Below are 13,677 nucleotides of genomic sequence, written 5' to 3' on the forward strand. Positions count from 1 at the left end.
GACGGGTTTGCAGACACCGTCCAAGCCGAAACGGCAAGTCCTATGGTGCAATCCCCCAGAGCACCCGAGCAGGACATCCCCTCTAACCGGACGGGGCAGTAGCTTCGTCCGGTATATCCCCTCCCCTCAAACGGGGAGTTCCCCATGCTAAAACACCGCGGTTTCCCAGGACGGCTTCCGTCCAGCGAGTATCAATTCGTTATCCGTCGCGACAACAAATCCGGCGCGACCAAGCTGATTGCGCGCGAACGTTTCGCCGACCGCCGCCCGCCAGATCGCCGGGCCGACAGCGGCTTCATGGAGGCGCTATGGCTCTACTTCGGAGAAGAACCGTTTGAGCGTGGCAATCTGGATGCGGGTCGCCTGAGCTGGCTGTTTGGGCGCGAGGTTATCCCCGCCGAAGACCCATTTGACCCCGAAAGCTATGAAGCGCTGTTGAAAATCGATGTGAACCGCGCCCGCGCGTCGTTCCCCGAGGCGTTTGACGGCACCGGCGTCTGGGATGGCGGATCGGCATGATTTTGCCCGTCATTAACCATTTTGAGCGGCCCGCCGCGCAGGGCGGGGGAACTGGGCCGCGCGGCCTTTCGCACCCCGCGAAACCTGCGATGGTGTCCAAGTCGGCCAATGTCCCAACTAACTTTTACCCGGCCGACACTGACAATACGTGTTACCCTTCCCCTTTAAGGCGGTCGGCCGATTTATCGGTGCGACCGCCTCTTTTTTTGCGCTGCGAAAACGGCATCCTCGGGTCTGTCAGGCTCTTTCCCGCCGAAATGCGGGCTCAGGAAATCGTTACTTATCCGCAGGTTCTGCGCGCTGTAGGGTTAGCGGCGCGAGAGACCTCGCCATTGAGCACATCGACAGGAGACGCATCGAAATGCGCACTAAATTCACCATCACAGCCCTATTCGCGGCCACCCTCGCCATGTCCGGTTGCGTCATGTCCGACCTTGAGCGCGCCGGCGTCGGCGCCGTTGCGGGCGGCGTCACGGCAGCGGCCGTCGGTGGCACCGTTGCCACGGGCGTCGTGGCGGGCGCAGCCATCGGCGCGCTTTGCGACGAAGTCACGCGCATCTGCCGCTAAGTTCCGGGCGGGCCTAGCCCGCACACCCAAGAATTTATGTAACCACCCGGGCCCCCGTGCCTCGGTGGTTTTTGGCGTTTCAACGGCGCCCACATCTCCCCTTTTGCTGGCCCAAGTCACGCGGGCCAAATCTATCCGCAGAGAAGGAAACACCCCATGTTCAAGAAACTGCTGATCGCCAACCGCGGTGAAATCGCGTGCCGCGTCATCAAGACTGCCAAGCGCATGGGCATCCCCACCGTTGCTGTTTATTCCGACGCGGATCGCAACGCCTTACACGTGAAGATGGCGGATGAGGCGGTGCACATCGGCCCGCCCCCCGCGAGCGAGAGCTACATCGTGATTGACAAGATCATGCAGGCGATCCGCGATACGGGTGCCGATGCGGTCCATCCCGGCTACGGTTTCCTGAGCGAAAACATGAAGTTCGCCGAAGCGTTGGAAGCGGAAGGCGTGGCCTTCGTGGGGCCGCCCGCCACGGCGATTGAACAGATGGGAGACAAGATCACCTCAAAGAAAATCGCGCAGGATGCAGGCGTTTCAACGGTTCCGGGCCACATGGGGCTAATCGAAGACGCGGCCGAGGCGATCAAGATTTCTGGCGAAATCGGTTACCCGGTGATGCTGAAGGCATCGGCAGGGGGCGGCGGCAAGGGGATGCGGATCGCGTGGTCCGAAGACGAGGTGGCCGAGGGGTTCCAAGCCTCCAAGAACGAGGCGGCAAGCTCCTTCGGGGATGACCGCATGTTCATCGAAAAGTTCGTGACCCAGCCGCGCCATATCGAAATTCAGGTCTTGGCCGATAAACACGGCAACGCGATTTATCTGGGGGAGCGCGAATGCTCGATCCAGCGCCGCAACCAGAAGGTGATCGAAGAAGCGCCAAGCCCATTTCTGGACGAGGCGACCCGAAAAGCCATGGGGGAACAGGCGGTTAGCTTGGCCCAAGCCGTGGGTTACACCAGCGCGGGCACGGTGGAGTTCATCGTCGACGGGGACCGGAATTTCTACTTCCTCGAGATGAACACGCGCCTTCAGGTGGAACATCCGGTGACGGAGCTGATCACCGGTGTGGATCTCGTGGAACAGATGATCCGCGTTGCCGCTGGTGAAAAACTGGAGATGGCGCAAAGTGACGTGACTTTGACCGGGTGGGCGATGGAAAGCCGCCTCTACGCCGAAGATCCCTACCGCAACTTCCTGCCCTCTATTGGGCGCCTCACGCGCTACCGGCCTCCGGCTGAGGTCTCTGCCGGGCCGTTGCTGGACACCGGCAAATGGCAGGGCGACGCAGACAGCGGCCCCACGGCAGTGCGCAATGACACGGGCGTCTATGAGGGCGGCGAAATCTCGATGTTTTACGATCCGATGATCGCCAAGCTGTGCACATGGGGGCCAGATCGCCCCACCGCGATCGAGGCAATGCGCGTGGCGCTCGATAGTTTTGAGTTAGAGGGCATTGGCCATAACCTGCCGTTCCTTTCTGCCGTTATGGACCATGAGAAATTCGCCTCGGGCGACATCACCACGGCCTTTATCGCTGAAGAATATCCTGATGGCTTTGAAGGGGTTAACCTGCCCGAGGCCGACTTGATCCGCGTCGCTGCCGCCGCCGCCGCCATGCACCGTGTGGCCGAAATCCGTCGCACGCGGGTGTCGGGGCGGATGGACAATCATGAACGCCGGGTCGGGGCCGAATGGGTCGTGTCCCTGCAAGGCCAATCTTATGAAGCGCAGATCGAGGCCGATCACGATGGTTCCACCGTAACGGTTAACGGCGCGGCCTTGCGCATCACTTCGGACTGGACGCCGGGCGACAAGCTGGCGCGTTTAAATGTGGACGACAGCCCGCTTGTGCTGAAGGTCGGCAAGCGCCCCGGCGGCTTCCGTCTGCGGACCCGTGGCGCCGATTTGGATGTCTTCGTGCGTACGCCGCGGCAGGCGGAACTTGCCGCGCTGATGCCCGAGAAGATCGCGCCCGATACGTCCAAGCTGCTGCTGTGCCCGATGCCCGGGCTGGTGGTGAAAGTGGACGTGGAAGAAGGCGACGAAGTGCAGGAAGGTCAGGCCCTTTGCACCGTGGAAGCGATGAAGATGGAGAACATCCTTCGCGCCGAACGCAAGGGCATCGTCGCCAAGATCAACGCGGGCGCGGGCGACAGCCTTGCCGTGGACGAGATCATTATGGAGTTCGAATAACCCAATGAATTGCCGGGGCGGATATCGTTGTGAGGCGGATCAAACCGCTCAACCGCCCTGGCGCAATTCTTCTTGCCGTAGCTGGAAATTGTCGATGGCACGGATGATTTCGCGCACGTCGCGCGGGGCCGGACGGCGCATGCCGACGGTGCCGTCTTTACCAAGGATGACAATCGAAAACCCACGGGGCCGCAACGCCAGCCGGATATCGGACCGGGCGTCAGGGTCGGTGTCGAACAATATAACCACGTCACGCTCTAGTAGTGCTTCGGGGCGATTGGTTAACAGCTCCATCTGCTCGATGAACCGAGGGTCGGCGGGCGTGTCGGCAAAAACGATGATGGGCCGCGCAACCCACTGGAATTCGTCCAAAGTCAGGCCCTCGGCCGAGCGTGGCTCTAGCGGAACAAGGGCCTCTTGGGCGAGCGCGGCAGCGGGCGCCAGGCTAAGCAAGGCGAGCAATAGGGTTCGGTATAGTGTCATCGGTTCTCCTGTCCTGACAGATATAGTCAGCTTCGCGGGCAATGCTAAGGTTTTCGCTATTTGGTTCGGGACGTTGACCGAATATTCACTGCGATCGGAGACGACGGAGGGGTATGTCACACCCTCTGCCGGAAAGGTCTCCGCGATGCATGTCGTCCTTCACGTCGGTGCTCACCGCACCGCCACCACCGCCCTACAACATCACTTGGCCGTCCATCGCGTCGAATTGGCTGATGCGGGTGTTGTCTATTGGGGCCCCAAGATCACCCGTGGCGGCTTGTTTCGCGGTGCGATTGGCGGCGTGGAAGGGGTGATGGCCTGGCAGGAACGCCGCTTTGTCGGGCGTTGTCGGATGCGGGCCGATGCGGTGCGCAAGACCGGGGCGACACATCTGGTAATCTCTGACGAAAATATGTTGGGCTCCATGCGCGCGGCGCTGGAACATACCCGGCTTTACACAGACGCCGGACGCCGTGTTGCGGCTTACGCCCACGGGTTTGACCGCCACAACATCACGGTTGCCCTTTGCGTGCGCGATTATGTGGATTGGTGGACCTCTGCCATGGCGTTCCGCCTGATGCGGGGTGGGCCGCTGCCCCATACAGAACTGCGGGAGCATCTGGTAACGCAGCCGCGCCGCTGGCGGCATATTGTAGAAGAATTGGCCCGTGTTCTGCCCGATGCCCGTGTCGCTGTCTGGCGGTATGAAACGTCGGCCCATGCCTCGCATCGTTTGGTGGAGGAACTGACAGGCATTGCCACCCCGGTGTCCGACGCACCGCACCAAAATCGCCGCCCCACCGCTGCCGTCCTGCACGACCTGATGGAAGCTTGTGGCATCGAGCCGGCCACGTTCCATTGGCCAGACGGGCAATTTATGCCCTTCAACTCCTACGAGATTGAGGCGTTGAACGCCCAGTATCAAGAAGACCTTGCCTGGCTCTCTGCCGGGGCAGGGGGCTTTGCCGACTACATCGACGCGCCTTCAGCAGAGACTGGAGCGCCGACAGACCTAGGAAGAGGACAACCCGATGACGGAGACCACCGACAATTGGCGTAAGCTGGCCGAGAAGGAACTTCGGGGCCGCGATCTGGACGATCTCACCTGGCAAACGCTGGAAGGGATCGACGTCAAACCGCTTTATACGGCGGCAGACACCGCGGGGCTCGACCACATGGGCGCGATGCCCGGTGAAGCGCCGTTCACCCGCGGCGTGAAGGCCACGATGTACGCGGGCCGCCCTTGGACGATCCGCCAATACGCGGGCTTTTCGACGGCGGAAGAATCCAATGCCTTCTACCGCAAGGCCTTGGACGCGGGCCAGCAGGGCGTATCGGTGGCCTTCGATCTGGCCACACACCGGGGCTATGACAGCGACCACCCCCGGGTGTTGGGGGATGTGGGCAAGGCGGGCGTGGCCATCGACTCGGTCGAGGATATGAAAATCCTCTTCGCTGGCATTCCCTTGGACAAAATTTCTGTCTCCATGACGATGAACGGCGCGGTGATCCCGGTTCTGGCCTCCTTCATTGTGGCCGGGGAAGAGCAGGGCCACGACAAGGCGCTGCTGTCGGGGACCATTCAGAACGACATTCTGAAAGAGTTCATGGTGCGCAACACCTATATCTACCCGCCCGAACCCTCCATGCGGATCATCTCGGACATCATCAGCTATACCTCTGATAACATGCCGAAATTCAACTCCATTTCTATCTCTGGCTACCACATGCAGGAAGCCGGGGCCAATCTTGTGCAAGAACTGGCCTATACCATCGCCGATGGCCGCGAATACGTGCGTGCCGCGATGGAAGCCGGGATGGATGTGGACAAATTCGCCGGGCGTCTGTCGTTTTTCTTTGCCATTGGCATGAACTTCTTCATGGAGGCCGCCAAACTGCGTGCCGCGCGAACCATGTGGCACAAGGTGATGACCGACATGGGCGCGCAATCGGAACGCTCTAAAATGCTGCGCACCCATTGCCAAACCTCTGGCGTGTCGCTGCAAGAACAAGACCCCTACAACAACGTCGTGCGCACCGCCTACGAAGCGATGAGCGCGGTTCTGGGTGGCACCCAGTCCCTGCACACCAACTCTTTCGACGAAGCCATCGCGCTGCCGACGGATTTCTCTTCTCGCATCGCGCGGAATACGCAGTTGATATTGCAGGAAGAAACCGGCGTGACGAACGTGGTGGACCCTTTGGCGGGCTCCTACTACGTGGAAGCGCTGACAGCGGAACTGATCGAAAAGGCCACCGCCCTCATGGACGAGGTGGAGGAAATGGGCGGCATGACCAAGGCTGTCGCCTCGGGCCTGCCCAAGCTGCGGATCGAGGAATCTGCCGCCCGCCGCCAGGCCATGATCGACCGCGGTGAAGAGGTGATTGTCGGGGTTAACAAGTATCGCAAGGACAGCGAAGACCCGATTGATATCCGTGATATCGACAACGACGCCGTGCGCGACGCGCAGATCGCCCGGCTCAAATCCATCCGCGACAGCCGCGAGGAAAGCGTCTGCGCGAGCGCGCTTGAGGAGCTGACGCGCACCGCCCGAGAGGGCGGGAACCTTCTGGCCGCCGCCGTAGAGGCCGCCCGCGCCCGCGCCACCGTAGGGGAGATCAGCATGGCAATGGAAAACACCTTTGGCCGCCACCGCGCGGAAGTGAAAACCCTCGCGGGCGTCTATGGCTCGGCCTATGAGGGCGACGAAGACTTCGCGGCAATTCAAGCCGACGTGGAAAAATTCGCCAAAATGGAAGGCCGCAGGCCCCGCATGTTGGTGGTAAAAATGGGCCAGGATGGCCACGATCGCGGCGCAAAGGTCATTGCCACGGCTTTCGCGGATATCGGTTTTGACGTCGATGTCGGCCCCCTGTTCCAAACCCCGGAGGAGGCGGCGCAAGACGCCATCGACAATGATGTCCACGTCATCGGCATTTCGTCCCAAGCGGCAGGCCACAAGACGCTGGCCCCGAAACTGATCGAGGCGCTGAAAGCCGAAGGCGCGGGTGAGATTATCGTGATCTGTGGCGGCGTGATCCCGCAGCAGGACTATGAATTCCTGACGAACGCGGGTGTCGCCGCCATCTTCGGCCCCGGCACCCATATTCCGTCAGCGGCCAAAGACATCCTGCGGTTGATCGGCGAAGCGCGCGGGTAGACCGGGCCTAGGCCCGGTTTACGGCCCACACCACATGACCGGGGGCGATTACGTCCCCGGCTCATCGATGATGTACTCGTCCCAATCTTCTTCATCGATTTCGAATTCTGGCACCGTGATGCCGCGGACCGAAACGCCTGCTTGATGAACAGTCTCGGGATCGCCAGAGATCAAAGGATGCCACCAATTCAACGGCTTACCTTCGTGCACCAAGCGATAGGCACAGGTGGCGGGCATGAAGTAAGCCACGTCTTTCATCGTGCCGGGCGTCAGTTGAATACACTCGGGCACGAGCGTTTTGCGGATCTCATATTGTCCGCAAAGGCAGGTCTGGTCGTCCAACAAACGGCACGCAACGCGGGTCAATGCGACCTCCTGCGTGTCTTCGTCTTCCAGTTTGTTCAGGCAGCATTTCCCGCAGCCGTCACACAGGGCTTCCCATTCCTCTGCGGTCATTTTTGACGGCGGCACCCGATCCCAGAACTGGTCTCTCATCGGCGCAACGCGGCCCTTGCGTCCAAACTATCGGCATCCATCTGGGCAATCAGGGCCTCTAGGCTGTCGAACTTGGCCTCGCCCCGTAGGTATTCGACAAGTCCAACAGACAGGCGCGCGCCGTAAAGATCACCTGAAAAATCAAATAGATAGGTCTCCAGGTTGGGCTCTTCCAACTCAAACATTGGGCGAAACCCCAGGTTTGCCACCGCGCCGTAGCTGCCTGCGTGGGGGCCGTCGCGCACATCGACCGTGACCGCATAGACGCCGGGTTTGGGCACGTGCAGCCCGGCCAACGCCATGTTTGCGGTCGGGTAACCCAATTCGCGGCCCCGCTTTTCGCCGTGAATGACCGGGCCTTCGATGCGGTGCCAATGGCCCAACATCGCGGCGGCGTCTTCGGGCCGGCCGTCTGACAGGGCGTCGCGGATCGCGGTGGATGACACCGCCCCGGCGTCGCCCTCCAGCAAATCGGCGATTGTCACGTCAAACCCGTACTCTGCGCCCATGCGCTGCAACGTCTCGGCGGTGCCGCTGCGCCCTTTGCCGAAACAGAAATCAGCGCCAACCACAGCGTGGCTAATGCCGAGACTTCCGACCAGCACGTCGCGCACAAACTCCACGTCGCTTAAGCCTGACAGGCGCGCATCAAAAGGGAGTTCGGCCAATAGGTTAACGCCTAATTTGCGCAGCCGATTGGCCCGCGCTTCGGCGTTCATCAGGCGAAAGGGCGGGGCGTCCGGGGCGAAGACCTGCCGTGGATGGGGTTCGAATGTGACAACGCCCAAAGGCGCGTCCAACCGTTTCGCAAGGTTCAGCACATGCTGGTGCCCACGATGGACGCCGTCAAAATTGCCGATGGCGACAGAGGCCCCCTTGTCGCTGAGGGCTGCAAACTGGTGATCGCGTAGGATTTTCATAGCCCGCAGTTAGGCCAGAGCGCGGCCCCGTTGCAAGGCGTCCGCGTCAATTGTAGGTCAGTCGAATTTGGCTGATGGTGCCAGAACGGTCGCTTCGCCCTTCAAGACGGTGGTTTCGCCCACTTTCGCCTCGGTTTTCAGCTGCACACGGCGGCGGGCGTAGTCGATGGACAGAACCTCCACCACGGCCTCGACCATGTCGCCGGGGCGCACGGGGGCCATAAATTTCAGGCTTTGCCCTAGATACACCGTGCCGTGGCCCGGAAGCTGCTCGCCGATCACGGCCGAGATCAAGCCTGCCGTCAGCATCCCGTGGGCAATGCGTCCCTCAAAGATGGTGTCTTGGGCGTAGGCATCATCCAAGTGCACCGGGTTCCGGTCGGTGGAGACTTCTGCAAACATTTCAATATCTTGATCGGTTACGATCTTTCGTAAAGATCGAGACATGCCGATTTCCAGATCTTCGATGACGATGGTGCCGGTGGCGATATTGTCGAGCATTGCGTGTCCCTCCATGGCGCCTTCATAGGCCAAGTAAGGGATATTCTGCAATGCAGAAAGTAACAAAGTGTGAAATAGTGACCCGTACGTGAAACTTTGTTGCGCAACCGTTATCGCAGCATCCCAATGGAATAGGTTGGTTCCATCTGTGCTTCGGTCAGATGTTTCGCCAATTTCGTTGGGTCCGGTTGTCGGGTGGTGCCGGTCTCTTCCCGCGCAAGGCCACCAGTAATGTAGAGCGTGTCGATATTCTCGCCGATGCCGCCGGGCACATCGGTAATGATCCCGTCGCCAATGGCCAGAATGCGGTCATCGGGGGTAGCTTTGCCCATCTGCACCAAGCGCCGCCGCGCAAGGTCGTAAATCGGCGGGTGCGGCTTGCCGAAATAGAGGCTCTCGCCACCCATTTCCGTATAGAGTTGCGCCAATGCGCCCGCGCACCAAATCCGTTCCTCACCACGATCCACCACTATATCAGGGTTCGCGCACAACAGTTTCAGCCCGCGTGTTTTCGCCAGTAGAAACTGCGGCCGCATCTCGGCGGGGTCCGCGAAAGGGTCGAACGGGCCTGTGCATACGATGCCTTCGGCCTCATCCAGCGGGACGCGCGTGATGTCCACGGCGTCCGCCAGCAGGTCCATCGGGGCGAAGAAGGCCTCTTCATGGGGTTCGCCAATGTGCCAGACTTTCCGGCCCACGGCCCCGGTGAGCATCGCGGCGCGGGCGCTGTCGCCCGAGGTCGCGATCACGTCCCAACAGTCGCGCGGCACGCCAATATGATCTAGCTGCGTCGCCACACTGGCGCGGGGGCGGGGCGAGTTTGTCAACAAAAGCACCGTGCCGCCGCTCGCTTTGAACGTACGCAAAGCCTCGACCGCTTCGTCAAAGGCGTCGATACCATCGTGCAGGCAGCCCCAAAGGTCACAGAAAACTGCGTCGTATTTTTCCGAAATGTCGGCGAGGGACTCGATAATTTGGGTCATTGGGCGCTCCGAATGCTGGCGGTGTCGCAGACTTATGCGATGCACGGGCGCGGGGCCAGTCCTGCCGGCGGTGCGCTAACGGAAAATGCAGGTTGCGCCGCTCCAGACACCTGCGACGGTGCGGCCATCTTCTGCCATCAAACCAAACAGGTTTCCAGCGCCGAATTCCGTGCCGATCCCGGTCTCAAAGAAGCTGACTGGCCCTTCGGCGGATAAGGCCTCTTGCGGACTGCCAACGCCAAGGCCCGTCGCCGTGCGCAGGGTGCTGTCGTCGATTAGCATCCATCCTGACAGGCGATCATCCTGAAACATAAGGTTAATCTGGCCGGGAATGTTGACAGAGACCATCGGCCCTTCGCCACATTCCTGCGGGAAGCCGACGCTCACGTCGTGGCCGTAGATAGGCACGAGGGTATGCATCGTTGCGTGGAAAGAGCTGCCGAAGGGCATGCCTTCGCGGGCGGTTCCGTCGGCGCTGTTCAGGTAAAGACCAGTTGCATGGGGGGTCACCACATCACCGGGGCCGGGCCAGTAGACATCGGCCATCGCCGGAGCGGTGGTTAGCGTGAGGGCAAGCAAAGCGGCGGAAACATTTGGGCGCATGATCGGCTCCGGGTTGAGGCGCGTTCAGTTTTGCGCTGCAGCGGAGGGTTGGCAAGGCAGGGGAACCCGCCTTGCCTTAAGGTCTTAGATCGCGAGGTTCGGGATGATCTGCTTTTTGCGGCTGACGACACCGGGCAGGACAAGCAGGTCTCCATCGCCAGCAATTGTCGAGAAGCTTTTCTCAGCGACGGTTTTAACCAGATCGTTTGGCACCAGCAGCGTGGCTTCTTCGTTCAGAATGTCGATCACGAACAACAATACTTGGTCCGCGCCGTCTTCGGTGGCGACGGTTGGCATGGTTTGCATCAGGCTGTCCTTGCGCGACAGAACCGTCGCCGGCGAGGTGGTTTCCAGAACCGAAACGCGGAAGGTCTTGCCGCCGACCTCGTAGGTCTTGCTGTCCATGCGCAGCAATTCCGCGTCCGAGAAGCTGGAGACATCGGACTTGGCCGCAAACATTTCGGCCGCGTAGGCGGGGATATCAATGTCCAGATCCGCCGCCAAAGCCTCGGCCACCGCGCGATCTTCATTGGTGGTGGTGGGCGAGCGGAATTCCAGCGTGTCCGATAGGATACAGCTGAGCATTGCGCCTTTGATATTTTCGGGCGCTTTGTTCAGGTCATCGCCGATCATTTTATGCATAATCGTGGCGGTGCAGGCGAGCGGTTCAATGCGAATGTCGATCGGGCCTTTGGTTTCCAGCCCGCCGACCAATTTGTGGTGGTCGATGATCGCTTGGATATCAGCGTCGTTGATCGCGTCGGGCAGTTCCGCAGGGTTGTTGGTGTCAACGATGACAACGGGTTGGCCCGCTTCAACGGTGTCGATGATGCGGGGTTTGGGCATGTTCCAACGCTCCAGCACGAAAGCGGCTTCGGTGTTGGGCTCACCCAGCAAAACGGCTTCTGCTGGGGTGCCTTTCACGTCCGACAGGTACCATGCCCAGATCAGGGGGGAGCCTGTGGAGTCTGTGTCGGGGGATTTGTGGCCGAAAACCAATGTGGTCATGGGGCATACCTTGCTTAAGATGCGAAATTTGCGGCCCTTCTATCGGTGAGGCCCAGGTTTGTCACTGGCACGGGTGGGAAATATCGGGCGCTATGGCCGTGGATCGCGCGGGACTTTGGGCGTGCGGGGTGGCGCTGCGTCTAGAAGTCTTTGAAAACATCGGCCTGGGGATCGCCTGTGGCAGAGCTGGCGAGCAGTGGGGCCGTGGATGCACCTGCAACGGCGGCGGCCTGAATTGCGCCGTCGAAAGCGGCATGGCCCGTGGGGCTTGTGCCCCCCGGCGCCCAAGCGGGGGCGGAAGAGGCTGATCGGATCATTTGGAAGCGCGCAAGATGTCCGGCCAGGCGATCTGCTGCATTGGTCAGGTTTTCACTGGCGGCAGACGCCTCTTCCGCCATAGCGGCGTTGCTTTGGGTGGCGATGTCTAGCTCTCTCATGCCGGCGTTGATCTCAGTAACGCCGGTCGACTGCTCCTTCGCGGAAACGGCGATATCCGAGACGAGCCCTGCTACTTTATCGACACGGCTGATGATGTCGCCGATCGTGTCGCCGGCCTTGCGAACCAGCTTGCTGCCGCTTTCTACCTGTTCGCTTGACGACGCTATCAGTGTTTTGATTTCCTGTGCCGAGGCCGAGGAATGCTGCGCCAAAGCCCTTACCTCCGATGCCACAACGGCAAAGCCACGGCCTGCCTCGCCCGCGCGGGCGGCTTCAACCCCCGCGTTCAGGGCCAACAGGTTGGTTTGAAAGGCGATGTCGTCGATAACAGAGATGATCTGCGTGATCTGTTGGGACGAAGCTTCGATCGCGGCCATGGCGGTGATGGCATCCTCCACAATGTCGCCAGTGCGTTTGGCGACAAGGCGGTTCTCATCCGTTGTGGCTTCCGCGTCCGAGGCGTTGGCGGCTGTTGATCGAACGCTTTCGCTCAATTGTTCCAAGGCGGCGGCCGATTGTTCCAGTGTCGCGGCTTGGCTTTCGGTTCGGCTAGATAGATCAGACGAGGAGCTGGCCAATTCGCGGGCGTCTTGGTTGACCTCATCAGCCACTTCGCGGATCGCCTCCACGTTGTCCGAAAGGTTATCGACCAGCAGATTGAACGACGTGCGCAGCCCCTCATATTCTGATGGAAACGGTGCGTCGGGACGGCTTTCGATCTGCTTTGTCAGGTCCAATTTTCCAAGCCGGGCCAACCCTTCGGTCAGGGCTTCAACCACAATGTCCTGATCTCGTTTCTTTTCCTGATCTTGACGGACGCGGTCTGCTTCCAATTGGTGCAGACGTTCAGCTTCCACCATCGAGGCTTGGAGCACGAGCAATCCGGAAGACATCATGCCCACTTCATCTTCGCGGGTTCGATAGGGGATGTGTTGATCCAGTGTGCCTTTCGACAGGTTCACGATGCATTGGGTCATGCGCGACAGGGGGGTCATGATCCAGCGGGCAGCGAGGAAAGCGAACAGCAAGGCCACCGCGATGGAGGCCGCGGCCACCAGGATTTCATTTACCCAAAGCTCCCGCTGGTGGCCTATGAAATCAGCCGTGTTGGCCGCAATTGCGATGGCACCCACAACGGAACCATCTGCGTCAAATATCGGGGCGCGAAGCACCTGATGGCTTGCCCCATCCGCCTGCGCCGGACCTATGTGAGTGTCATGGTCCCGCAGCGCAAGGTAAGCGTCCGAATGCGCGATCATGGCCCCTATCGCGGGCTGTTCAACATCTTCTGCAATAGTCGAGGCGATGCGGACAAACGCCTCGGTTGCGGGATCAAACCGAAAGATTGCAGCGTCCAGCCCCGCGAGGCTTGCAGCGGGGGCGACCAGCGCGTCGCTCGCATCTTGCGGCATGTCAGGCCAGACGATTCTGTCAATTACATGGCCCTCACCTGCAACGAAGCTGGCCCCTTCGTAGGTCTCCTGCACTTGGTTGGCCACGATCCGCGCGCCGATCCAATTGTCGTTCTCAACACTTTCAAAATAGGTGTGACGAACCTCCAGATAGCCCACGAAAGATACCGCAAAGGACAGCGCCATCAGCGTGGCAGCCAGCAAAGCGATGAGTTTAGCGCTCAAGCTTAGCTTGTTGAGAAATTTCATCGCCGCCTCCACACGATTTCGGGGTCACTAAGGTCGAGTGTTAGTGGCAAAACCTGAATCAACCGTTACCCTTCAGATCATCTTGACAGCACCGGGTCTGCTGCCTATCTCAACGTCGTTGGCACTCACTAGGGGTGA

Annotated in this window: 13 protein-coding genes; 5 read left to right on the forward strand and 8 right to left on the reverse strand. The window is 60.4% G+C overall.

The window, feature by feature from the left end:
• The first annotated feature begins 144 nt into the window (after positions 1-144).
• From K3728_05325 to K3728_05335, 3 genes are all read left to right on the forward strand, one after another.
• Positions 145-519, forward strand: a complete 375-nt coding sequence (locus K3728_05325; GenBank protein ID UWQ96654.1) for a hypothetical protein — start codon at positions 145-147, stop codon at positions 517-519.
• Between the two features lie 361 nt (positions 520-880).
• Positions 881-1,087 (forward strand): hypothetical protein, encoded by a 207-nt coding sequence (locus tag K3728_05330; protein ID UWQ96655.1) that lies wholly within the window; start codon positions 881-883, stop codon positions 1,085-1,087.
• A 156-nt stretch (positions 1,088-1,243) separates the two neighbouring features.
• Positions 1,244-3,286, forward strand: a complete 2,043-nt coding sequence (locus K3728_05335) for an acetyl/propionyl/methylcrotonyl-CoA carboxylase subunit alpha (protein UWQ96656.1) — start codon at positions 1,244-1,246, stop codon at positions 3,284-3,286.
• A 48-nt stretch (positions 3,287-3,334) separates the two neighbouring features.
• Here the strand turns inward: K3728_05335 and K3728_05340 are convergent, their stop codons facing one another.
• Positions 3,335-3,769, reverse strand: coding sequence for a DUF4174 domain-containing protein (locus K3728_05340; GenBank protein UWQ96657.1), 435 nt, complete (start codon positions 3,767-3,769; stop codon positions 3,335-3,337).
• Between the two features lie 145 nt (positions 3,770-3,914).
• Between K3728_05340 and K3728_05345 the strand changes: the two genes are divergently transcribed.
• Entirely contained in the window at positions 3,915-4,829 is a 915-nt protein-coding gene (locus K3728_05345) for a hypothetical protein (GenBank protein UWQ96658.1), read from the forward strand.
• A complete protein-coding gene (gene scpA / locus K3728_05350) occupies positions 4,801-6,930 on the forward strand; it encodes a methylmalonyl-CoA mutase (GenBank protein ID UWQ96659.1) in 2,130 nt (709 codons plus the stop codon). Before K3728_05345 ends, scpA begins: the two co-directional genes overlap by 29 nt.
• Positions 6,931-6,978: 48 nt before the next feature.
• Here scpA and K3728_05355 read toward each other — a convergent pair whose 3' ends face one another.
• The 7 genes from K3728_05355 to K3728_05385 form a co-directional block, all read right to left on the reverse strand.
• On the reverse strand, positions 6,979-7,425 hold the full coding sequence (locus tag K3728_05355) for a YcgN family cysteine cluster protein (GenBank protein UWQ96660.1): 447 nt from the start codon (positions 7,423-7,425) through the stop codon (positions 6,979-6,981).
• Positions 7,422-8,345, reverse strand: coding sequence for a bifunctional riboflavin kinase/FAD synthetase (locus K3728_05360; GenBank protein ID UWQ96661.1), 924 nt, complete (start codon positions 8,343-8,345; stop codon positions 7,422-7,424). Before K3728_05360 ends, K3728_05355 begins: the two co-directional genes overlap by 4 nt.
• Before the next feature lie 57 nt (positions 8,346-8,402).
• Positions 8,403-8,846 (reverse strand): MaoC family dehydratase, encoded by a 444-nt coding sequence (locus K3728_05365; GenBank protein ID UWQ97457.1) that lies wholly within the window; start codon positions 8,844-8,846, stop codon positions 8,403-8,405.
• Between the two features lie 110 nt (positions 8,847-8,956).
• The gene (locus K3728_05370) at positions 8,957-9,829 is read right to left on the reverse strand and encodes a TIGR01459 family HAD-type hydrolase (GenBank protein ID UWQ96662.1); all 873 of its coding nucleotides are present in this window, start codon (positions 9,827-9,829) and stop codon (positions 8,957-8,959) included.
• Between the two features lie 75 nt (positions 9,830-9,904).
• The gene (locus K3728_05375; GenBank protein ID UWQ96663.1) at positions 9,905-10,432 is read right to left on the reverse strand and encodes a hypothetical protein; all 528 of its coding nucleotides are present in this window, start codon (positions 10,430-10,432) and stop codon (positions 9,905-9,907) included.
• A gap of 84 nt (positions 10,433-10,516) precedes the next feature.
• Positions 10,517-11,440, reverse strand: a complete 924-nt coding sequence (locus K3728_05380) for a manganese-dependent inorganic pyrophosphatase (protein UWQ96664.1) — start codon at positions 11,438-11,440, stop codon at positions 10,517-10,519.
• Between the two features lie 140 nt (positions 11,441-11,580).
• Positions 11,581-13,539: a cache domain-containing protein gene (locus K3728_05385; protein ID UWQ96665.1), complete on the reverse strand. Its 1,959-nt coding sequence runs from the start codon at positions 13,537-13,539 to the stop codon at positions 11,581-11,583.
• Positions 13,540-13,677: the final 138 nt, after the last annotated feature.

It is taken from the genome of Rhodobacteraceae bacterium M385, assembly GCA_025141835.1.
Classification (GTDB): domain Bacteria; phylum Pseudomonadota; class Alphaproteobacteria; order Rhodobacterales; family Rhodobacteraceae; genus Gymnodinialimonas.

Excerpts from the sequence above, each read along its gene's own strand:
- K3728_05370 (UWQ96662.1), bottom strand. The coding sequence starts at position 9,829 with ATGACCCAAATTATCGAGTCCCTCGCCGACATTTCGGAAAAATACGAC.
- K3728_05360 (UWQ96661.1), bottom strand. The coding sequence starts at position 8,345 with ATGAAAATCCTACGCGATCACCAGTTTGCAGCCCTCAGCGACAAGGGG.
- K3728_05385 (UWQ96665.1), bottom strand. The coding sequence starts at position 13,539 with ATGAAATTTCTCAACAAGCTAAGCTTGAGCGCTAAACTCATCGCTTTG.
- K3728_05340 (UWQ96657.1), bottom strand. The coding sequence starts at position 3,769 with ATGACACTATACCGAACCCTATTGCTCGCCTTGCTTAGCCTGGCGCCC.
- K3728_05375 (UWQ96663.1), bottom strand. The coding sequence starts at position 10,432 with ATGCGCCCAAATGTTTCCGCCGCTTTGCTTGCCCTCACGCTAACCACC.
- K3728_05380 (UWQ96664.1), bottom strand. The coding sequence starts at position 11,440 with ATGACCACATTGGTTTTCGGCCACAAATCCCCCGACACAGACTCCACA.
- K3728_05365 (UWQ97457.1), bottom strand. The coding sequence starts at position 8,846 with ATGCTCGACAATATCGCCACCGGCACCATCGTCATCGAAGATCTGGAA.
- K3728_05355 (UWQ96660.1), bottom strand. The coding sequence starts at position 7,425 with ATGAGAGACCAGTTCTGGGATCGGGTGCCGCCGTCAAAAATGACCGCA.
- K3728_05345 (UWQ96658.1), top strand. The coding sequence starts at position 3,915 with ATGCATGTCGTCCTTCACGTCGGTGCTCACCGCACCGCCACCACCGCC.
- K3728_05335 (UWQ96656.1), top strand. The coding sequence starts at position 1,244 with ATGTTCAAGAAACTGCTGATCGCCAACCGCGGTGAAATCGCGTGCCGC.
- K3728_05330 (UWQ96655.1), top strand. The coding sequence starts at position 881 with ATGCGCACTAAATTCACCATCACAGCCCTATTCGCGGCCACCCTCGCC.
- K3728_05325 (UWQ96654.1), top strand. The coding sequence starts at position 145 with ATGCTAAAACACCGCGGTTTCCCAGGACGGCTTCCGTCCAGCGAGTAT.
- scpA (UWQ96659.1), top strand. The coding sequence starts at position 4,801 with ATGACGGAGACCACCGACAATTGGCGTAAGCTGGCCGAGAAGGAACTT.